At 64.1% G+C, this 21,068-nt stretch carries 16 protein-coding genes; 9 read left to right on the top strand and 7 right to left on the bottom strand.

Features of this window, described 5'->3' with window-relative positions:
- Positions 1-109: 109 nt before the first annotated feature.
- From ACP7EY_RS19975 to ACP7EY_RS19960, 4 genes are all read right to left on the bottom strand, one after another.
- A complete protein-coding gene (locus ACP7EY_RS19975) occupies positions 110-490 on the bottom strand; it encodes an STY0301 family protein (protein ID WP_426196722.1) in 381 nt (126 codons plus the stop codon).
- Positions 487-912: a BPSL0067 family protein gene (locus tag ACP7EY_RS19970; RefSeq protein WP_426196721.1), complete on the bottom strand. Its 426-nt coding sequence runs from the start codon at positions 910-912 to the stop codon at positions 487-489. The genes ACP7EY_RS19975 and ACP7EY_RS19970 overlap by 4 nt, the downstream gene beginning before the upstream one ends.
- Positions 913-1,049: 137 nt before the next feature.
- A complete protein-coding gene (locus ACP7EY_RS19965; RefSeq protein WP_426196719.1) occupies positions 1,050-1,175 on the bottom strand; it encodes a hypothetical protein in 126 nt (41 codons plus the stop codon).
- 467 nt (positions 1,176-1,642) lie between these two features.
- A complete protein-coding gene (locus ACP7EY_RS19960) occupies positions 1,643-1,810 on the bottom strand; it encodes a hypothetical protein (RefSeq protein WP_426196718.1) in 168 nt (55 codons plus the stop codon).
- Positions 1,811-2,036: 226 nt separating this feature from the next.
- Here ACP7EY_RS19960 and ACP7EY_RS19955 point away from each other — a divergent pair, with 226 nt between their 5' ends.
- Both ACP7EY_RS19955 and ACP7EY_RS19950 read left to right on the top strand, forming a co-directional pair.
- Entirely contained in the window at positions 2,037-2,195 is a 159-nt protein-coding gene (locus ACP7EY_RS19955) for a hypothetical protein (protein ID WP_426196717.1), read from the top strand.
- A gap of 844 nt (positions 2,196-3,039) precedes the next feature.
- A complete protein-coding gene (locus tag ACP7EY_RS19950; RefSeq protein ID WP_426196716.1) occupies positions 3,040-4,716 on the top strand; it encodes a methyl-accepting chemotaxis protein in 1,677 nt (558 codons plus the stop codon).
- Positions 4,717-4,830: 114 nt separating this feature from the next.
- On the opposite strand, the gene ACP7EY_RS19945 is transcribed toward ACP7EY_RS19950, so the two are convergent.
- Together ACP7EY_RS19945 and ACP7EY_RS19940 are read right to left on the bottom strand one after the other, a co-directional pair.
- On the bottom strand, positions 4,831-6,468 hold the full coding sequence (locus ACP7EY_RS19945; protein ID WP_426196714.1) for a methyl-accepting chemotaxis protein: 1,638 nt from the start codon (positions 6,466-6,468) through the stop codon (positions 4,831-4,833).
- Positions 6,469-6,782: 314 nt separating this feature from the next.
- On the bottom strand, positions 6,783-7,592 hold the full coding sequence (locus ACP7EY_RS19940) for a PEP-CTERM sorting domain-containing protein (RefSeq protein WP_426196713.1): 810 nt from the start codon (positions 7,590-7,592) through the stop codon (positions 6,783-6,785).
- 255 nt (positions 7,593-7,847) lie between these two features.
- Between ACP7EY_RS19940 and prsT the strand changes: the two genes are divergently transcribed.
- Positions 7,848-10,628, top strand: a complete 2,781-nt coding sequence (gene prsT / locus ACP7EY_RS19935) for an XrtA/PEP-CTERM system TPR-repeat protein PrsT (RefSeq protein WP_426196712.1) — start codon at positions 7,848-7,850, stop codon at positions 10,626-10,628.
- A gap of 24 nt (positions 10,629-10,652) precedes the next feature.
- Here the strand turns inward: prsT and ACP7EY_RS19930 are convergent, their stop codons facing one another.
- Complete coding sequence (locus tag ACP7EY_RS19930) at positions 10,653-11,642, bottom strand: NAD(P)H-quinone oxidoreductase (protein WP_426196710.1); 990 nt, start codon at positions 11,640-11,642, stop codon at positions 10,653-10,655.
- A gap of 294 nt (positions 11,643-11,936) precedes the next feature.
- Between ACP7EY_RS19930 and frc the strand changes: the two genes are divergently transcribed.
- The 6 genes from frc to ACP7EY_RS19900 all read left to right on the top strand — a co-directional run bounded on the left by frc (position 11,937) and on the right by ACP7EY_RS19900 (position 21,062).
- Positions 11,937-13,184 (top strand): formyl-CoA transferase, encoded by a 1,248-nt coding sequence (frc, locus tag ACP7EY_RS19925; RefSeq protein WP_426196709.1) that lies wholly within the window; start codon positions 11,937-11,939, stop codon positions 13,182-13,184.
- 218 nt (positions 13,185-13,402) lie between these two features.
- A complete protein-coding gene (locus ACP7EY_RS19920) occupies positions 13,403-15,121 on the top strand; it encodes an NADH-ubiquinone oxidoreductase-F iron-sulfur binding region domain-containing protein (RefSeq protein WP_426196707.1) in 1,719 nt (572 codons plus the stop codon).
- Positions 15,118-17,958, top strand: a complete 2,841-nt coding sequence (fdhF, locus tag ACP7EY_RS19915; protein WP_426196706.1) for a formate dehydrogenase subunit alpha — start codon at positions 15,118-15,120, stop codon at positions 17,956-17,958. Before ACP7EY_RS19920 ends, fdhF begins: the two co-directional genes overlap by 4 nt.
- 380 nt (positions 17,959-18,338) lie before the next feature.
- The gene (locus ACP7EY_RS19910) at positions 18,339-18,503 is read left to right on the top strand and encodes a hypothetical protein (RefSeq protein ID WP_426196704.1); all 165 of its coding nucleotides are present in this window, start codon (positions 18,339-18,341) and stop codon (positions 18,501-18,503) included.
- 97 nt (positions 18,504-18,600) lie between these two features.
- Positions 18,601-19,731: a TOMM precursor leader peptide-binding protein gene (locus ACP7EY_RS19905; protein WP_426196702.1), complete on the top strand. Its 1,131-nt coding sequence runs from the start codon at positions 18,601-18,603 to the stop codon at positions 19,729-19,731.
- The gene (locus tag ACP7EY_RS19900; protein ID WP_426196700.1) at positions 19,722-21,062 is read left to right on the top strand and encodes a YcaO-like family protein; all 1,341 of its coding nucleotides are present in this window, start codon (positions 19,722-19,724) and stop codon (positions 21,060-21,062) included. The genes ACP7EY_RS19905 and ACP7EY_RS19900 overlap by 10 nt, the downstream gene beginning before the upstream one ends.
- Positions 21,063-21,068: the final 6 nt, after the last annotated feature.

Genomic DNA, 21,068 nt, shown 5'->3' with positions numbered 1-21,068 from the left:
GTTCGCCGACATCTCGATAGCTGCCGCGTAGCGTGCGCTGGATCGCGACGTGCCGGGCGGCTGCGAGGTTACCGGCCTGCCGGAGACCGTCATGGCGCGACAAGATCGCCTACTTGCACTGGGCCCTCACAGTAACGACGCCGCCACGGCTACTCTGCTGCAGCAAGCATTCAGTGGCCCTGTCTTCGATGGCCGTCCACATGGTGATGCTGGAATTGCCGTATTCGCAAACGAACCACTTCTTTTCCTTCTCGGGAAGCCCAAATCTGACCAGGACCGCGTCCTTGCTGGTCTTGCGATCGCCGTGCATCTCTCCCTGACCACCCAGTTCGCCCCAATACACGCCGGCCCTTACCAGACGGGACGGAGAGACAAAGGTATGGGTATCGCCAACCAGAGCGTGCGTTTCGCTTGGGTATTGCGAGGGGCAGTGGAACTCCTTGGCCTGCGCACCGGCGCACAGCAGGAGGCTGGCCAGCAGCGCTTTCATTTCATGACCACATAAAATTCGTTGGCGTTGTCGCAGGGGGAGATGCGCATTCTTTTCGCCTCTGCGTCAGCGTAGGACTTGATCGTTCGTGGCAGAACCCTTCTTCCACGCCACTGATCCATCACGATGATTCCCAACGGCTCGCCGGTCGAAGCGCGCAGCGGCGAGAACCCCATGAAAAACGACACGTGATAACCGTGCTGATTCGGAAAGCGTTGCAAAAAACCCTCCTTGATCTTGAAGTTTGCGATGACGGTTCCTGATGGCAGAAATTCCAGGTCCATCACACGCATACCTGGACGCCAGTTGCTCGTATGGCCGATGTCTGTCAGCGCCTGAGGCAGGGCGACACACTCGCCATTGCCGAACGGCGCATGTTCTTTCAAGGCCATCAAATCACCGTCGTAAATTGTCGATTCCATGTTCTTCCTCCAAAAATGAAAGCTATTTTCTGGGGGGAACTTGCGTCGCGTTTTGCACACGATCAACGTGTTGTCTGTGTCGGGCCAAGTTCGGCAAGATGTCATGCTTCATGAAAAGCGAGCCGAGGGGCTCCACTTTAGACCACCCAGATTTTCACGCCGCTCGTGGCAATGCGCAGTTGCAGGCCCGTATCGACAGCCACCCGCTGCGGTTTGTCCGCCGGGCGCAGCGCTGCCACCTGCAGGGCGGTCATCTTGGCCATGCTGGTACTGTATAGTCCTGCTGATCCGTGCACAATCCGTGCACAAGCCGGGCACAAAATATTTTCCGATGCCGGCGGATTTCAGCGGACGCTGCCTGACGTCGATTTTTATAAGCGATTGATTTCAAAGGAATCGCTGGACGGTGCCGGACTTGCCAGGATTGCCATTTATGCCCATGGGGTGCAAGGGGTCGAGTGTTCGAATCACTCCGTCCCGACCAATAGAATCAAAGACTTAGCGAAAGCCGGAGAAATCCGGCTTTTTCTTTTTTTGGAGCCGCTAGTTTTGACTGGCGCGCCAAACGCGAACCCGATCCTGGCCATCGCGAAGGCAGTCGACAGGCAGGCGCGCGCCATCGCTGCGCTATCCGGCGCTGGAGCGCATTTCCGGATCGGTCGAGCGCCACCATCAGCGTGGCGGCCTCGAAACCATTTGATTTATTCAGCAGCACCGCGTAGCTGGCGCCTTACCGGCGCTGGCGCAGGATCGTCTGGCTACCGCATAATTTATCGAAGGCGAACTGGTCGAGCGGCGCGCGCAAGACGGTGCCGGTGCTGGCGGAGGGCAGTTCGGCGGCATCGCTGCCCCAGGTCTGGTAGTGCGCGCCACACTGCGCCATGGCTTTGGCGGTCATCAGCGCAAACCCCACCGAGACCCTTTAGGCGCTCAATGGCAGCGGCCGTTACCGGTTTGACGATACTGACCGCGAGCAGCAAGGCGTTGGCCGGCAGCGCGATGCTCGCGGCCGCATCCTGGTGACCGTAGCCCTGCTCCAGCAGCGGCCGGTCATGGTGGACGCCATGAACTGGCGTATGACGCCATTCTGATACCAAGCTGAACGACGAGCCACACCGAGGATGATGCCCGAGCCCAGCCTGTTTACGGAACAGGAAGCTGGCAAAGGACGCTCGACGCTGGGCGATCCCCTCGTCGGCCTGAGCGAACATGGCGACGTTGCGGCGCTTGCCGACGACATCGATCCCGCCTTGCCGCGCTGCTCGGGCGTTCGTGTCGATTGATACCTCCGGGTCATCCAGATAGACGGCCAGACCGACCCGGTGCGCACGGATAGAAGCCAGCACGCACGGTTGCGGCAAGCGTCTGTCGTGCTCTATCCCATCGACATGGGGCGGCGCCCCAGGTGTTCACGCCGCGCCCGCACTGCGCCGTTACAGGCCCCCGTCGCGGCCGCCGCCGCACGTACCAGCAATCAATCACAGGATCCGCGACGAATGCCCGCCTTCTTGTTTATATGCCGAAAGCCTTATTGCGCGTCGCTTGGATTGTATTGACATACTACCGTGCGCTATATAAATGTATTACGGCGATTTAACAATATAATGTGTATTATTAAAAAATGGTTTGGCATAAATTATGCGTCTCCGCCTGAAGCTGATACTCGAATATCCCGGTTATTACACCATCAGACCGGCATTGCAGATGAACCCATTGTTACGCTTCTAAAGTAAAAATCTCCCAATGACGAGGCGATTTTTCGTCACAATTGACGGCGCGTCGCGCCAATAAATTCTTGCTCGATTGCGCTGCGTGGCCGACGCTGCCAATAGCGTGGAAGACCCTGCCGTCGGCAGCAACGACGCTAATCGCAGAGTCGCCTTCCAATGGGCGTGAGCGGTTCACCTGATTTACTTGAACCGATTAAAACGATTGACGCCATTTGATTTAACTTCTATTATTTCTACGCAGAAATCTTTATCGGTTAGCGAAGATTCTTCCTGATTTAACTCCCGCCCTTGCCCCCACCCCGCTCAGGCGATTTCATTCCGACCGCTGCCGGCATCTTGCCGCGCATGGACATTGTTGCCACCTTGAGCGACTATTTCGCTGCACCTGGAAATCACCATGAACATGAATATGAAGGTTGGCACCCGCCTTATTGCGGGATTTGGTCTCGTCGTTCTGTTGTTAATCGGCATCACATCGCTGGGGATCGTGCGCCTGGGCGCCCTCAACGATGCGACCAGGCTGATTGTCAATGACCGCTATCCGAAAGTCATGCTTGCCAGCGCGGTGCTCGATGGGATCAGCATCACTGCGGTCCAGATGCGCAACCTGTTGATCGTGGAAGACCCGGAACAGGTCAAGAAGGCGCTCGAGGAAATCGCCGCCAAGCGGCAGGAAGTGAGCAACGATCTCGACGCGCTCGACAAATTGCTCAATACGGAGAAGGGGCGGCAGATTTTCAGCGGCATCGTCGACACGCGCGCCAAATACCGCAGCGGGCAGGATACATTCCTGAAATTGGTCGCCGATGGCAACAAGCCGGAGGCGATCCGCCTGCTGCTGACGACCCTGGCCAACGAACAGCAGGCGTATTTCGACAGTGTGCGCGGCCTGGTCAAGCTTGGCGGCCTGCTGGTGGAAAAGGGCAGTGTGGAAGCGGAAAGTACCTTCAGCGCCAGCCGTACCATGATGGGGGTGCTGGCGGCACTGGCCACCCTGGTCGCATGTGGCTTCGCCTTCTGGATTACGCGCAGCATCACGCGTCCCCTGAACCAGGCCATGCGGGTTGCACAAACCATCGCCGCGGGCGACCTGACGAGCCGGATCGAGATTGGCGCCATGGACGAGACGGGCCAACTGCTGCTGGCCCTGAAAGAGATGAACGCCTCGCTGGTGCAGATCGTCGGCAACGTGCGCTCGGGTACCGATACCATCGCCACCGCCTCGAGCCAGATCGCCGCCGGTAACCTGGACCTGTCGGCCCGCACCGAGGAACAGGCCAGCACGCTCGAACAGACCGCCGCCTCGATGGAGGAGCTGGCCAGTACCGTCAAGCAGAACGCCGACAGCGCGCGCCAGGCCAATACGCTCGCTGCCTGCGCCTCCGAGGTCGCCGTCAAGGGCGGCGCCGTGGTGGCGCAAGTGGTCGAGACGATGGCCTCGATCGACGTGTCGTCGCGAAAGATCGTCGACATCATCAGCGTGATTGACGGCATCGCTTTTCAAACCAATATCCTGGCCCTGAACGCGGCGGTCGAAGCGGCGCGTGCCGGCGAGCAGGGCCGTGGCTTCGCCGTGGTGGCCTCGGAAGTGCGCAACCTGGCACAGCGCAGCGCCGCCGCGGCGCGCGAAATCAAGACCCTGATCGGCGACTCCGTCGACAAGGTTGAAAACGGCAACAAGCTCGTGCTCGCCGCCGGCAGCACCATGGATGAGGTGGTCGCCAGCGTGCGCCGCGTCACCGACATCATGGGCGAAATCAGCAGCGCCAGCCACGAACAGAGCATCGGCATCGCCCAGGTCAACGAGGCCATCTCGCAAATGGATGCCGTGACGCAGCAAAACGCCGCCCTCGTGGAAGAGGCGGCCGCGGCCGCCGAAAGCTTGCAGGACCAGGCGGGCACACTGCTGCAGGTGGTGGGCGTGTTCCGCCTCGACGCTATCGAGGCGGGCACCCCGGCCCGCCGGCCCGTGACGGCGCCCGCGCCGACACGCGTGGCACTGGCGCCAGCGACGCCAGCGCGCGGCCCGATGGCAAAATCACATGCCAGCGCCGATGAATGGGAAGCATTTTAAGCGGCCCCTGACGGCAGCGCCGTAGCGACAGGGACGCGGTTCAGTGTCCCGGTGAAAGGGCCGGTATCGGTGTCAGTGCCCGCGGTGCGCCCTCGGGCGCCCGCCCGGCCCTGCTCAGGCGCGTAGCGCCAGCGGCGCCGTGCGCCGGCCCGCCGGATGGCGCGGCGCCCGCAAGCGCTTGTTGGCGGTCAGCTTGAACACTTCCAGCGCCTGCACCACGTTGGCGGTCTGCTTCTCGAGGCTGACCGCGGCGGCGGCGGCCTGCTCGACCAGGGCGGCGTTTTGCTGGGTCACTTCGTCCATTTGCAGTACCGCCGTGTTGACCTGGGCGATGCCGGCGCTTTGCTGGGCGGAGGCGGAGGCGATTTCGCCCATGATGCCCGTGACCCGGCCGACCGAGGCAATGATCTCTTCCATCGTGCTGCCGGCCCGCTCGGCCATCGCCACGCCCGCACTGACCTTGTCGGACGATACCGCCAGCACCACCCGGGTTTCCCTGGCCGCCGCCGCGCTGCGCTGGGCAAGGTGGCGCACTTCGGTCGCCACCACGGCGAAACCGCGCCCTTGCTCGCCGGCGCGGGCCGCTTCCACCGCCGCGTTGAGCGCCAAAATATTGGTCTGGAAGGCAATCGCCTCGATGATGTCGATGATGTCGGTGACCTTTTTTGATGCGCTGCCAATTTCCGCCATGGTCTGCACGACGTCCGTCACCACCTGGCCGCCATCACCGGCAATCTGCATGGCCTCGCTGGCCATTTTGCTGGCATGCACCGCGCTCTGGCTGTTTTGCTGCACCGTGGCGGCCAACTGCTCCATGCTCGACGCAGTCTCCTCGAGCGCCGCCGCCTGCGCCTCCGTGCGCCCGGACAGGTCCATGTTGCCGGCGGCGATTTCTCCCGTGGCGCTGCCGATTTCCTCGAAATTGCTGCGCACATCGCCCACGATCGAGCGTAAATTGACATTGAGCTGGCGCAGCGAGCGCAGCAGTTGGCCAATTTCATCGGTGCGATCGGTTTTGATGGGAAACGTCATGTCGCCGCCCGCCATGGTCTGGCAGGCCAGCCGGGCCTGCTGCAAGGGCGCCAGCACCGACTGCTGGATCGACAGCCAGTAGTGTGTCAGGCACAGCAGCGCGGCCGCGGCCAGGCCGGCCTGCCACCACGGCGCCCCAGCCTGGCCCGCGCCCACGTGCGGCAACAGCGCCGCCGCCACCACCAGCAGCATGGCGCTGCCCAGGCTCAGCGCGGTGCGTCTTGCCAGCGACAGATTCGGCCGGTCCGCGAACCGCCCCCAGCCCCGCGTGCGCACAATGTGGCCCTGCCGGATCGCCAGCTTGTCCGGATTGCCGGCCCGTAGCCGCCGATACAGGGCGTCGGCCGCCTCCACGGCGCTGCGCTCGGGCCGCGTGCGCACGGACATGTAGCCGGCAATCTTGCCACCCTCCATCACCGGAATCACGTTCGCGCTGACCCAGTAGAAATCGCCGTTCTTGCGCCGATTTTTCACCAGCCCCGTCCATGCCTTGCCTTGCCGCACGGTGTGCCACAGATCGGCAAACGCTTCGGCCGGCATGTCGGGATGGCGCAGGATGTTTTGTGGCGCACCGAGCAACTCGGCCGCCGTGTAGCCACTGGCCTGGACGAAATAGGGATTGGCATAGGTGATATTGCCGTCCAGGTCGGTCGTGGAGACGATCGTTTCCGTCTCGCCCAGCGCGTATTCAATGTCAGTGACGGGGAGATTGCTTCTCATGTTCTATGCTCGCTCTATAAAATCTGCCGAAGCTGGCGCACTGCGCATGCGCGGTCAGCGCGGCCATCCCGTCGTGGTCGGGCAAGGCGCCGGGCGTGCTGGGGCCCGGGCGTTGATGCGGGGGAATTGTGTCCGAGCGGAGAGTGTAAGAGATATTGGCGTGGGGCAACTTTGATGTACATCAAAATCCACGCCAGGTCGTGTAACATTTTTCAGGAGCGCATCTTGCAAATGCCTGTCACAAATGACAACGCCCGGCGAACCGGGCGTGGGGGAGGTGCTGCGGCGCCGTCAGCGCCGCCCATCGACGATGGTCAGACCAGCTTGCGGCGGCGCGCCGCCAGCATGCCCAGCAGGCCCAGGCCCAGCAAGGCCATGCTGCCTGGCTCGGGGACGACGCTGGTGATGCCTTCGATCACGTCGTTCTGGCAGGTTTCACCCCAGTGCATGGCGAAGGAAGTCCAGTTCATCATCTCGGTGCCGGTGATGTCCATCGAGAACGTCACCAGGCCATTGGCCACGTTCAGTTTGCCATCTTTGTTCGTGTCGGCGACCGTGCCCGAGCTGGTATTGACGGTGTCGGCCTGGCCGGTACGATAAATCAGACCCGACAGGTTCTGATTCTGGCCGGCCATCACCGTGTTCGAACTGTTGATGTTGGCGCCGTTGACGCCGGCGGCGATCGAGGTGGGGGTGTTGAGCTTGTACAGCGACACGACGGCATTGGAGATCGCGCCCGCCGTGAAGCGTGCCGTATCGATGCCGAGCGCGTATTTCCACACCGTGCCGGTGGTGGCCAGGCTGTCAGTGGCGTACTTGGTGGACGCGCCGCCGACGGGATTCCACACGTCCGACAGGAACAGGTCGCCGTAACCGATGGTGATCTTCTGGCTCAGGTTGGTGCCATAGGAGATGGTCTCCGTGGTGAACACGGTGTTGATCGCAATGACCAGCGAATTGCCGACCCGGGTGATGCTGGCGCCCGTGATGTCGTATTTGCTGGTGCCGATGTAGTCGCCAGTGCCGGTGGCGCCGTAGTAATTGTCTTGTATGGTGCCAGCGTGCGCAGTGTTGATTGCCAGGGTAGCAAACGCTGCAATGGCCAAACTTTCTAATTTAGTCATTTCGGAATCCCGTTATTGATTGTTATGGTCTTTATAGCATGAATCATGCCATGGATAAACAAATCTTTGTAATCAGGATCTTACGTCAAAACTGCCAACGGCGAATCGCTCGACTGTAAAAAATCTCGACAAGACACCACATAGTTGGTGTTCTAACTATGGCGGCGTCGCCCAGATACTTATTGCAGAGCAACTTTTAATGTGCCACCATGCTGACAAATTCGTTGTTTGAGGTCTACTCGCAAAAGGATGGTCATGTTGTATTTGAGTCACAGTGATTTTCGCCCCGCGCTGCTGGGCGCCGCGCTCGCCGGCGCCTTTCTGCTGGGCGGTTGCGCGCCCGCTTCCCACGATGAGGTGCGCGCCAAGGCGCTGGCCTACCAGAAAAAGGGTGATTTGAATGCGGCCGTGATCGTCCTGAAAACCTCGCTCGAGAGCGCGCCGAAAGATGGCGAGTTTCGCCTGTTGCTCGCCCGCGTCTACCTGGACCAGGGCGATCCCGTGAGCGCCGAGAAAGAGATCCGCCTGGCGATGGCGGCCAACGTGGCCATCGGCCAGACCTCGCCCGTGCTGGGCCGGGCCCTGAATCTGCAGGGACAGTTTCAGAAGGCGCTCGATGAAACCCAGCGCGACGTCGGTTCGAAGGATCCGGAATTATTGTGCCTGCGGGGCGATGCTTACCTGGCGCTGAGCCGGCCGGAAGATGCCCGCCAGTTGTACCAGTTTGCCCTCGAAACCAAACCCAACTATGTAAACGCGCTCATCGGGCTGGGCCGGCTGGCCTTCCTGAACCGCGATCTGGTGGCGGCCAACCGGTATTCGATCGATGCCATCGCCTCGCAGGCGAACAGCACGGACGCGCAGATGTTCCGCGGCGACCTGTTGCGTGCGGAGAATAAAACCGCCGAAGCGCTGGCCGCCTACGACAAGGCGCTGGCGATCAATCCGTTTCACCGCACCGCCAACGTGGAAAAAGCCTACCTCGACATCGGCGTGGGCGATTACCCGGCGGCCACCAGGGAGCTGGTGGCTGCGCGCAAGATTGCACCGGGCAGTTTGCTGGTGGCCTACAGCCAGGCCCTGCTCGATTTTTCGATGGGCAAGAACGTCGAAGCGCAGGACCAGATTCGCACCGTATTGCGGGTGGCGCCGGAACACATGCCCAGCTTGCTGCTGGCAGGCGCCGCGGCGCTCAACCTGGGGTCCTTGCACCAGGCCGAGCACCACCTGCGCCACTACCTGGAAAAGCACCCGGACAACGTCTACGCCCGCAAGATGCTGGCGCAGTCGCTGCTCAAGCGGGGCGATTCGCCCGCGGCGCTGGCCGTGCTCGAGCCGGCCCTGCAAAACGGTCCCAAGGATGTGCAGTTGCTGGCGCTGGCGGGCGAATCGTATATGCAGGCGGCCAATTACGACCAGGCGGGCCAGTATTTTGAACGGGCCAGCGCACTCGATCCGAAGGCCGCCTCGCTGCGCATGTCACTGGCGATGAGCCGGCTGGGCAAGGGCAATGCCACCCAGGCCATCGACGACTTGCAGATGGCAACCCAACTCGACAGCAAGTCGCCGAAAGCGGGCATCGCGCTGATCCGCACAGAAATGAATTTGGGTAATTATCCAGCCGCGCTGAAGGCGGCCGTGGCGCTGGAACAGCAGCAGAGCGCCAATCCGACGGTGCTCGACCTGAAGGGCCTGACGTATATCGGCCTGAACGACCTGGTGCAGGCGCGCGCCGCCTTTGAAAGCGCCCTCAAGGCGCAGGCCAATTTCTTCCCGGCCGTGGCCAACCTGGTGCAACTCGATATCCGCGCCGGCAAGACCGAGGCGGCCAGCGCGCGCCTGAAAGCGTTCCTGGCCGCCAATCCGAACAACGTCGACGCCATGACGGCGCTGGCCAATATGGCCGTCGAGGCCGACCGCCAGCAGGAGGCGACCGACTGGCTGCTCAAGGCGGTGGCGGTGGACCCGACGGCGACGACGCCGTCGGTCAACCTGATTTCCCAGTACCTCAAGCTCAAGCAGACCCAGAAGGCGCTCGACGTCGCCCTGCAATTAAAAGTGTCGCATGCGGACGATCCGGACCTGCTCGACCTGATGGGCAAGGCGCAATTGGCCAATGGCGACCTCGATGGCGCGACCGATTCCTACCGCAAGCTGACGGTGGCGCTGCCGCGCTCGGCGCAGGCGCAAATGCAGCTGGGCGCCTTGCTGATGGTGACGAAGAAGGACAGCGCTGCCGAAGAGGTGTTCAAGTCGGCGCTGTCGATCCAGCCGGACTTCCCGGCCGCCCAACTGGCCCTGATCGAGCTGTACGTGCGCAAGGGCTGGCATGGCCTGGCGCTGCAACAGGCCACGCGCATCATCCGCGCCCACCCCGAGTCGGCTGCCGGCTACCAGCTCAGCGCCGATGTGCTGCAGGCCGATGGCAAGCTGGCCGAGGCAATGCCCATGTTCGAAAAAGCGCTGGCCATCGCCAGGCACAGCGAAGCGCTGGTCAAGCTGGCCAGTGCCTTGCGCGCCGGCGGCAAGAACGAGGAGGCGGCGCGCCGCGTGAGCGCCTGGCTGCAGCAGCATCCGAAGGACATGCGGGTGGAAATGTACCGTGCCGAGTGCGCCCTGAACGACAAGCAGTATGCGGCGGCGGCGGCGCAGTACGAATCGATCGTGGCGCATTATCCGAAAAACCTGGTGGTGCTCAATAACCTGGCGATGAGCTATCACCTGGGCGGCGACAAGCGCGCCGTGGCCACCGCCGACCAGGCCTACACGATGGCGGGCGAGCAGCCGATGGTGATGGATACGCTGGGCTGGATCCTGGTCCAGCAGGGCAACGTGGCGCGCGGACTGCCGCTGTTGCTGCGCGCCAGCGTGCTGGCGCCGCAGGCGCACGACATCCGCCTGCACGTGGCCCAGGGACTGATCAAGTCGGGCGACCGGCCGGCCGCGCGCAAGGAACTCGAAGCCATCACCGGCCCCGACATCCGCTTCGCCCAGGTGGACGAAGCGCGCGCCTTGCTGGCGCAATTGCGCCAGTAAGCGTCGCCCCGGTACGTCCCCGGCTCAGGCGGCCGGGATCACTTCCAGCACGATCTTGCCCACGTGCGAGCTCGATTCCATCAGCGCATGCGCCTGGGCCGCCTGGGCCAGCGGGAAGCTCTGGAAAATCACCGGCTTGATGGTGCCGGCCTCGAGCAGGGGCCAGACGTGTTGGCGCAGCTTGGCGGCAATGGCCGCCTTGAACGCCAGCGGGCGCGGGCGCAGGGTCGAGCCCGTCAGGGTCAGGCGGCGCATCAGGATCTGGCCCAGCGGCACGGTGGCCTTGGCGCCGCCCAGCAGGGCGATGAACACCAGTCGGCCGTCGTCGGCCAGGCAGGCGATTTCACGGGGCACGTAGTCGCCGCCGACCATGTCGAGAATCACGTCGACGCCCTTGCCGTCGGTGGCCGCCTTGACAACTTCGACAAAATCTTCCGTCTTGTAGTTGATGGCCCGGTCGGCGCCCAGCGCTTCGCAGGCGCGACATTTTTCGTCCGAGCCGGCGGTGGCGAACACGGTGTGGCCCAGCGCCTTGGCGAGCTGGATGGCGGTGACGCCGATGCCCGACGAGCCGCCCTGGACCAGGAAGGTTTCGCCGCTCTGCAGGGCGGCGCGGTCGTACACATTGCTCCAGACGGTAAAAAACGTTTCCGGCAGCGAGGCCGCTTGCAGCATGCTCATGCCCGCGGGCACGGGCAGGCACAGGGGCAGGTCGGCGATGCAATACTCGGCATACCCGCCTCCCTGCACCAGCGCGCACACCATCTCGCCCGCGGCGAACGGGCTGCCGGCGAGGTCGCCGCTGACGATTTCTCCCGCAATTTCCAGTCCCGGCAGGTCGGACGCGCCCTTGGGCACGGGATAGTTGCCGGTGCGCTGGAGCACATCGGGGCGGTTGATGCCGGCCGCGTGCACCTTGATGAGCACCTGGCCGGGGCCGGGCACGGGCGTGGGGCGCTCGCACAGTTGCAGCACGTCGGGTGGGCCAGGATGGGTGATTTCAATTGCGCGCATGGTCAGCTCCAGGGTTCGATAGGTGACAAGCATACAAGCCCCCGGCAAAACGTGGGCTGGCAGATGCTGAAATTGCGGCAAAAGGGGGCATTTTCCTTGTCAGGCATGCCAGCAACTTGGGCTTCTGGCTATTCTTGACCGTGGTCAATGAGCCCGCGAGGGGGGCGTCGATATGATGCCCCTACGCCGCCGAATCATCGATAAAAACAGACAGACGGGGACAACTGAGCTGACCACAATCTGGCGGCTTTGTCGGGCATAATCGAAAACAGAGACATTTATCGGAGTGGTGCCATGAGCAAAGCATTGGACGGCGTACGTATTCTCGATTTTACCCATGTGCAGTCGGGCCCGACCTGCACGCAGCTGCTGGCGTGGTTCGGCGCCGACGTGATCAAGGTGGAGCGGGCCGGCGAGGGCGATGCCACGCGCGGCCAGTTGCGCGACATTCCCGGCGTCGACAGCCTGTATTTCACGATGTTGAATCACAACAAGCGCTCGATCACACTCGACACCAAGAAGCCGCTGGGCAAGGAAGTGCTGGAGACCCTGATCAAGGATTGCGATGTGCTGGTGGAAAATTTCGCCCCCGGCGCGCTCGACCGCATGGGCTTTAGCTGGGAACGCATCCAGGAACTCAATCCGAAAATGATCGTGGCGTCCGTCAAGGGTTTCGGCCCCGGTCCCTACGAGCACTGCAAGGTCTATGAAAACGTCGCCCAGTGCGCCGGCGGCTCGGCCGCCACCACCGGCTTCGACGACGGCCCGCCGATGGTGACCGGCGCCCAGATCGGCGACAGCGGCAGCGGCCTGCACCTGGCGCTGGGCATCGTCACCGCCCTGTACCAGCGCACCCACACGGGGCGCGGCCAAAAAGTGCTGACCTCGATGCAGGACGCGGTGCTCAACCTGTGCCGGGTCAAATTGCGCGACCAGCAGCGGCTCGAGCGCACCGGCGTGATGGAAGAGTATCCCCAGTATCCGAACGGGCAGTTCGGCGACTCCGTGCCGCGCGCCGGCAATGCCTCGGGCGGCGGCCAGCCCGGCTGGATTTTAAAGTGCAAGGGCTGGGAACTCGACCCCAACGCCTACATCTACTTTGTCGCGCAGGCGCCGGCCTGGGCCGCGATCTGCCGCGTGATCGGCAAGGAGGAATGGATTTCCCATCCCGACTACGCCACCCCGCGCGCGCGCCTGCCCCGCCTGATGGAAATTTTCGCCACGGTCGAAGAGTGGACCAAGACCATGACCAAGTTCGAGGCGATGGACGCCATGAACCAGTTCGACATTCCGTGCGGTCCCATCCTGTCGATGAAGGAAATCGCCGAAGAGCCGTCGCTGCGCAAGACCGGCACCATCGTCGAGGTGGACCACCCGGAACGGGGCAAATACCTCACGGTGGGCAACCCGATCAAGCTGTCGGACAGCCCCACCGACGTCGAGCGCTCGCCGCTGCTGGGCGAGCACACGGAACAGGTGCTGTCGCAACTCGGTTACAGCAGCGAGGAAATCGCCCACCTGCGCAGCGAACGCGTGATTTGAAGAAGCACTGACCCGGTTTGTTGCTCGACGTACAGTAAGAAAATGCCGTCCCCGTAAGTGAAAAAGAGTAAGGTAAACAAGTACTTGGTGGTGAAAACGTAGTAGGTAGACTAGTGATGCCGGGCACGCCGACAAGGTGGCCCGGTGTCGTAAATTGAGGCGACGCCAATGAGCCAAGCCCATTGAGGCCTGACACAGGCCCTGACACAGGAAACAGTATGAGCCAAATTATTACCCCCATCAAAGTGGAGGGAGCATCGCGCCTGCGCAAGCGCGAAGCCCCCAAGGGTCGCCGGGTCGATCCGGCCGCGCTCGCGGAAGTCCAGGCGCTGCTGGGGTCCAGTTCGCGCGCGGCCGACATGCTCATCGAGCACTTGCACAAGATCCAGGATGCCTACAACAGCCTGTCGGCGCGCCACCTGGCGGCGCTGGCGGCCGAGATGAAGCTGGCCCAGACCGAGGTCTACGAAGTGGCCTCGTTTTATCACCACTTCGACATCGTCAAGGAAGGCGGCGACGCCCCGGCCGCGCTGACGGTGCGGGTGTGCGACGGCCTGTCGTGCGAGATGGCGGGCGCGAAGGATTTGCTGGCCCGGTTGCCGGCCATCCTGGGCCAGGACGTGCGCGTCATCGCCGCGCCCTGCATCGGCCGCTGCGAGCAGGCGCCGGCGGCGGTGGTGGGACAACATCCCGTGCCGCACGCGAGCGTTGAAGCGATCGTCGCCGCCGTCGACAACAAGCAGACGCGCCACGCGCCGGCGCCGTACATCGATTACGCCGCCTACCGCGCCGACGGCGGCTACGCGCTGCTGAACGAATGCATCAGCGGCACGCGCGATGTCGAATCGGTCATCAAGATCATGGAAGACTCGGGCCTGCGCGGCCTGGGCGGAGCCGGCTTTCCGGCCGGGCGCAAGTGGCGCATCGTCGGCAAGGAAGCGGGCCCGCGCCTGATGGCCATCAATATCGACGAAGGCGAGCCGGGCACCTTCAAGGACCGCACCTATCTCGAGCGCGATCCGCACCGCTTCATCGAAGGCGCGCTGATCGCCGCCTGGGCGGTTGGCATCGAAACGATTTATATCTATTTGCGCGACGAGTACCACGGCTGCCGCGCCCTGCTGGAAAACGAGCTCGACAAGCTGCGGCTCGATCCGCCGATCGGCAATATGCCCGAGCTGATCCTGCGCCGCGGCGCCGGCGCCTACATCTGCGGCGAAGAGTCGGCCATGATCGAATCGATCGAAGGCAAGCGCGGCATGCCGCGCCTGCGTCCGCCCTACGTGGCGCAGGTGGGTCTGTTCGGCCGCCCCACGCTCGAGCACAATTTCGAAACCCTGCACTGGGTGCGCGACATCCTCGTCCAGGGCGGCGCCTGGTTCGCCGGCCATGGCCGCAATGGCCGCAAGGGCCTGCGCTCGTTCTCGGTGTCGGGCCGGGTCAAGGCGCCGGGCGTGAAGCTGGCGCCGGCCGGCATCACCATCCGTGAACTGATCGAGGAATACTGCGGCGGCATGGCCGATGGCCAGAGCCTGTACGCCTACCTGCCGGGCGGCGCCTCGGGCGGCATTTTGCCCGCCTCGCTGGGCGATATTCCGCTCGACTTCGACACCTTGCAACCGTACGGCTGCTTCATCGGTTCGGCCTCCGTCATCGTGCTGTCGAACCTCGACAGCGCCACCGCGGCGGCGCGCAACATGATGGCGTTTTTCAAGCACGAGTCGTGCGGCCAGTGCACGCCGTGCCGGGTCGGCACCGCCAAGACGCTGGGCCTGATCGAAAAGCCCGTCTGGGACCTGCCGATGCTGGCCGACCTGTCGCAGGTCATGCGCGACGCCTCGATCTGCGGCCTGGGCCAGGCTGCGCCCAATCCGGTCGACTGCGTCATCAAATATTTTCCGCACGAGTTGGGAACAGCAGGGAGCACCACGCCATGAACGCCATCACCCGCAATGAATTGAGCCGGATCGACGTCCCCACCGTGACGTTCGAATTGAATGGCCGCAGCGTCACCGCGCGCGCCAGCGACACCCTGATCGAGATCGCCGACCGCGAAGGCGTCGAGATCCCCCGCCTGTGTTACAAGCCGGGCCTGGACGCGGTCGGCAACTGCCGCTCGTGCATGGTCGAGATCAACGGCGAACGGGTGCTGGCGCCCTCGTGCTGCCGCTTCCCCACCGAAGGCATGAAGGTCGACAGCCAGAGCGAGCGCGCCGTCGCCGCGCAAAAAATGGTGCTCGAGCTGCTGCTGTCGGACATGCCGGAGACGGCCTACACGCGCGACAATGAAGTCGACCAGTGGGCCGCCAAGCTCGAGGTGGGCCGGCCCCGCTTCGAAGCGCGCGCGCGCATCGCCCCCGACCTGTCGCACGCGGCCATGTCGGTCAATCTCGACGCCTGCATCCAGTGCACGCGCTGCGTGCGCGCCTGCCGCGACGAGCAGATGAACGACGTCATCGGCCTGTCGCTGCGCGGCGAAGACACGAAAATCGTGTTCGACATGGACGACCCGATGGGCAACTCGACCTGCGTTGCCTGCGGCGAGTGCGTGCAGGCGTGCCCGACCGGCGCGCTGATGCCGGCGCGCGAGGTCGCCTTGAGCGTGCCCGACAAGCAGATCGAGTCGCTGTGCCCGTTCTGCGGCGTGGGTTGCCAGCTGACCTACAACGTCAAGGACAATAAAATCCTGTATGTCGAGGGCCGCGACGGTCCCGCCAACCAGGGCCGCCTGTGCGTCAAGGGCCGCTATGGCTTTGATTACGCGCACCACCCGCACCGCCTGACGGTGCCGCTGATTCGCCGCAGCGACGCGCCCAAGCGGGGCGACGTCGAGATGGACCCGAGCCGCGTCATGGAGTTCTTCCGCGAAGCGAGCTGGGAAGAGGCGCTGGAACTGGCCGGCGGCAAGCTGGCCCAGATCCGCGACACCCACGGCAAGCGCTCGCTGGCCGGCTTCGGTTCGGCCAAGGGCTCGAACGAAGAAGCCTACCTGTTCCAGAAGCTGGTGCGCACCGGCTTCGGCTCGAACAATGTCGACCATTGCACGCGCCTGTGCCACGCCTCGTCGGTGGTGGCGCTGCTCGAGGGAATTGGCTCGGGCGCCGTGTCGAACCCGGTGATGGACGTGGTCAAGGCCGAGGTGATCGTCATCATCGGCGCCAACCCCACCGTCAACCACCCGGTGGCGGCCACCTGGATCAAGAATGCGGTGGCCAACGGCAGCAAGCTGATCGTGATGGACCCGCGCCGCTCGGAACTGGCGCGTATTTCGCACCGCTTCCTGCAGTTCAAGCCCGACACCGACGTCGCCATGCTCAACGCGATGATGCACGTGATCGTCCATGAGAACCTGGTTGACCAGGCCTTCATCGACAGCCGCACCATCGGTTACGAGGAGCTGAAAAAGAACGTCGAGGGCTACAGCCCCGAGCTGATGGCGCCCATCTGCGGCATCGACGCCGACACCCTGCGCTACACGGCGCGCCTGTACGCCACCTCGAAGGGATCGATGATCCTGTGGGGCATGGGCGTGTCGCAGCACGTGCACGGCACCGACAACGCCCGCTGCCTGATCGCGCTGGCCCTGATGACGGGCCAGATCGGCCGCGACGGCACGGGCCTGCATCCGCTGCGGGGGCAGAACAATGTGCAGGGCGCCTCCGACGCGGGCCTCATTCCCATGATGTATCCCGATTACCAGCACGTCACCGATCCCAAGGTGCAGGCCAGTTTCGAGAAAGCCTGGGGCCTGGCGCCGGACACGCTCGACAAGAAGCCGGGCCTGACGGTGGTCGAAGTGATGCACGCGATCAAGCATGGCGATATTCGCGGCATGTACGTGATGGGCGAGAACCCGGCCATGTCGGACCCGGACGCCAACCACGCGCGCGATGCACTTGCCTCGCTCGAGCACCTGGTGGTGCAGGATATTTTCCTCACCGAGACGGCCTACCTGGCCGACGTCATTTTGCCGGCCACCGCCTTCCCCGAGAAGGATGGCACGTTCACCAACACCGACCGGCTGGTGCAGATGGGACGCAAGGCCTTGCAGGCGCCGGGCGATGCGAAACCGGACCTGTGGATCATTGCGCAGATCGCCAAGCGCATGGGCCTGGACTGGCAGTACGGCCACGTCTCGGAAGTGTTCGACGAAATGCGCCGCACCATGCCGAGCATCGGTGGCATCACCTGGGACCGGCTTGAAGCGGAGCACGCGGTGACGTACCCGTGCGTCAAGGAAGGCGACCCGGGCACCTCCGTCGTGTTCACCGAGACCTTCCCGCGTGAATCGGGACGGGCCAAGTTCGTGCCCGCCGATATCATCCCGGCGGCCGAACGGCCCGATACCGACTACCCGTTCGTGCTCATCACCGGGCGCCAGCTCGAACACTGGCACACGGGCAGCATGACGCGCCGGGCGCTGGTGCTCGACGCGCTCGAGCCGGACCCGGTGGCGCTGGTGCACCCGCTCGACCTGGCGGCGATGGGCGGGCAGCCGGGCGACATCATCACCATCGAGTCGCGCCGCGGCAAGGTGGGGCTGTATGCGCGCGCCGACGAAAGCTCGCCGCGGGGCGCCGTGTTCGTGCCGTTCTGCTATTACGAGGCGGCCATCAACCGGCTCACCAATGCGGCCCTCGATCCGTTCGCCAAGATCCCCGAGTTCAAATACTGCGCCATCCGTATCACCCTGGGCGGCGACGCGCCCGTGCAGGGCAGCTACGGTGGTGGCCAGGTATTGATTGCGACCGAGAAGGCGCGCGCCGGCGCATAAGCCGTAACGTGTCAGCCAACGCCGTCCTTGCGAAAGCCAGGGCGGCGTTTTTTTGCCTGCGCTGAGCGTCGATCGCTGGTTTCTCATGGCACGCCTCGCCATGCGGCCTGCTCGCGCCTTGCCCGCGCGCGCCATCGCTCATCGCGCTGGCCCGGCCAATATCGCGGCGCCAAATCTATCAAAAATACGCACTTGCTGCCTCTAAAAGCGTTCTTGTGCATTGACAAAGGCGTCTTTAAAGCGGGCTCTATCATTGGGTCCATTGTACGGACGCTATATTAATTCTTCAATTTCCGTACATGCATTGCAAGCGCGCCAGGTCGGGGATAGGCATTTTCCGGACCGGCCATCCCACCACGCATCCACTTGGAGAGAATAGCATGGACCACGACGATATCGACAGCGACGATGAACTCGATTTTGAAGTCCTGCAAGACCAAAGCATGTTCGGCAATGAATTTATGGGCAGAATGTTTTGCGCCACCACCAGCAGCACCAGCTCGACCTGCTCTTCGACCTCGAGTTCCTGCGTGTTCGCCGAGTAGTTCACGCCGTAATGTTCGCGTCGATGTCGATCCGGCATTGGCGCGAAACGGCTGGCGCCCGCTTGAGCCGGGCCGCCGCCATCATCCGGGAAAGCCCATGTCCGACATGATTTTCGGCGCACAGCGCCTGCGTCTTCAACCCTTTTATGTATTGCCCGGCGATGGCGGTGAGGTGATCCTGCACGCCAACCAGGCGACCCTGCGCACCTCCACGCGCACCGCCGGCGACATCGTCGGTCTGCTCGCGCCCTTGCTCAATGGCGAGCACGATGCCAGTGAAGTGCAACGCCGGCTGCACCAGCAACTGCCGGTGAAACGCGCGCGCGCCTTGCTGCACACCTTGCACGACCATGGCTTCCTGACGCTGACGGCGCCGGCCGCGGCCGGCAGCGCGGTCGATACGGGTCCGTTCGAAGCGGTCAAACTGTTTTTTTCTGATAAGCAGGACGATGGCGGCGCCGCGCTGGCGGTGCTGCAGCAGGCGCACGTGCTGATCGTGAACGCCGCGCCGATGACCAGCAGCCTGGTGGCGAACTTGCTGCAGGTGGGCGTCGGCCGTATCACCGTGGTCGGCTGCGACACCATTTCGGCGCGCGACGTCCACCACAGCGCCCAACTGCTGCCGGCCGATGCCGGCCGCAGCTGGCAGGCGGTGTGGCAGGAGCGCGTGGGCGGCGCCGACACGGTGCGTTGCGTGGCGGCCGTCCCCCAGTCGGACCAGGACTGGACGGCACTGCTGCAGGGGGTCTCGATGGCGGTGGCGGTGATCGATGGGCCGACCTTTTTTTACGACAGCCTGCATGGATTGAACCGGGCCGCCCAGCTGGCGCGGCTGCCGTGGACTTTGCTGGGCGCCGTCCAGCACTGTGGCGTCACCGTCGGCCCCACCATCGTGCCCCCTTCGACAGCCTGCTTCAGCTGCTTTGAAACGCGCCTGAAAAGCAACCTGCACAACGTGGCGGTCAGCGAGCGGCTCGAAGAATATGTGCGGCAAGGGGGGCCGCGGGTCGACTTCGGCCATTTCGCGCCGCGCGCCGATATAGCCGCCAACCTGGCCTGTATCGAAGTGTGTGATACCTTGCTGCCGTCGCGCATCGCCAAGACCACTGGCAAGATGTTGTCGGTGGAGCTCGATGATTATTCGCTGACCCTGCACCATGTATTGAAGCTGCCGCGCTGCCCCGTTTGCGGCCGCGCCGGCCAGCAGCGGGTGGCCGCATGGGCCTGAGCACGCCACTGCGCGATGGTCGCGGCGACGCTGCCGGCGCGCAGTTCGCACGCTTGCAGGCGACCCTGGTGGGGGCCACCACGCTGGTGCGCCACCTGGTCCATCTGCGCGCACAGCCGGGCGCGCCGCGCATCCACAACTGCGCCTGCGCGCTGTCGTCGACGGCGGCGTTCCTGGGCGCCGATATTCCCGGCGCCACCGGCGCGGCCGGGCTGACGGCCGAGGCGGCAGGCCTGGCGGCGCTGGGCGAGGCGGCCGAACGCTACGCGTGCGCAGTGATCCCTTGGGAGCGCTTGACCCATGCCAGTGCCGCCCGCCTGGGGCCGGCGGCGCTTGGCATGGATGCGTTTCCCCACTACCTGCCGGCGCAGTTCGACGATCCGCAGTTTCCCGTGCGCCCGTGGACGCCGGCGACGGCAATGTATTGGGCGCGCGCTCACTGCCTCGCCAGCGGCGCAGCGCGCTTCGTGCCGGCGCCGCTCGTGTACATCCCGTATCTGTACCGCGACACCATCTTGCGCAGCGACTTCGTGGCGATCGGCGTGTCGACCGGCGCCAGCGCCGGGCCTGACCGGACCCGGGCGCGGCTGGGCGGCTTGCTCGAATGTATCGAGCGCGACGCCTTCATGATCGTCTGGATGCGCCGGCTGCGGATGCCGCGCCTCGATATTCGCAGCAACGACCAGCTCGCCGCCCTGTACGACAAGCACTACGCTGGCTGCCGCATCGAGTTTCACCTGGTCGACATCACCCTGGACATCGCCGTGCCCACCGTGCTGTGCATCGGGATCGCGCAGGGCAAGCGGGGGCCGTTCGCGGTGGTCGGCTGCGCCACCCGTACCAGCCTGGTGGCGGCGTGCGCCAAGGCCTTGCTCGAAGCCGCGCAGTGCCACGCCTGGGCCAGTCACCTGATGGTCGAGCGGGCCGACTGGCGCCCGGCCCCCGACTACGCCAACATCGTCGAGTTCGAGGATCACGTACGTCTGTACTGCGAACCGGAGATGGTGCGCGAGCTCGACTTCCTGGTCCATGGCGCCGTGCTCAAGCCGATTCCCGCGCAGCCGCCGGCGCGCAGCCCCGAGGACGATGTGCGCCAGGTGCAGGCGGCACTGGCCGCGTGCGGCCTTGACGCCGTCGAAGTCGATCTGACGCCGCGCGATATCGCCGAAGCGGGTTTGCAGGTCGTAAAAATACTGGTGCCGGGACTGGCGCCGCTGACCTCGATTCACAGCATGCCAGCGCTGGCCAGTCCACGCTACCAGGACGTGCCGGCGCGCCTTGGCCTGGCCGGCGACGCCGCCTTCAATCGCGTGCCGCACCCGTTTCCCTGAGGGCCA

The organism is Massilia sp. DWR3-1-1 (assembly GCF_049898325.1).
Lineage (GTDB): Bacteria > Pseudomonadota > Gammaproteobacteria > Burkholderiales > Burkholderiaceae_D > JAFCUW01.
The sequence above is the reverse complement of the archived record's forward strand: the minus strand, read 5'-3'. Positions and strand labels throughout refer to the sequence as shown.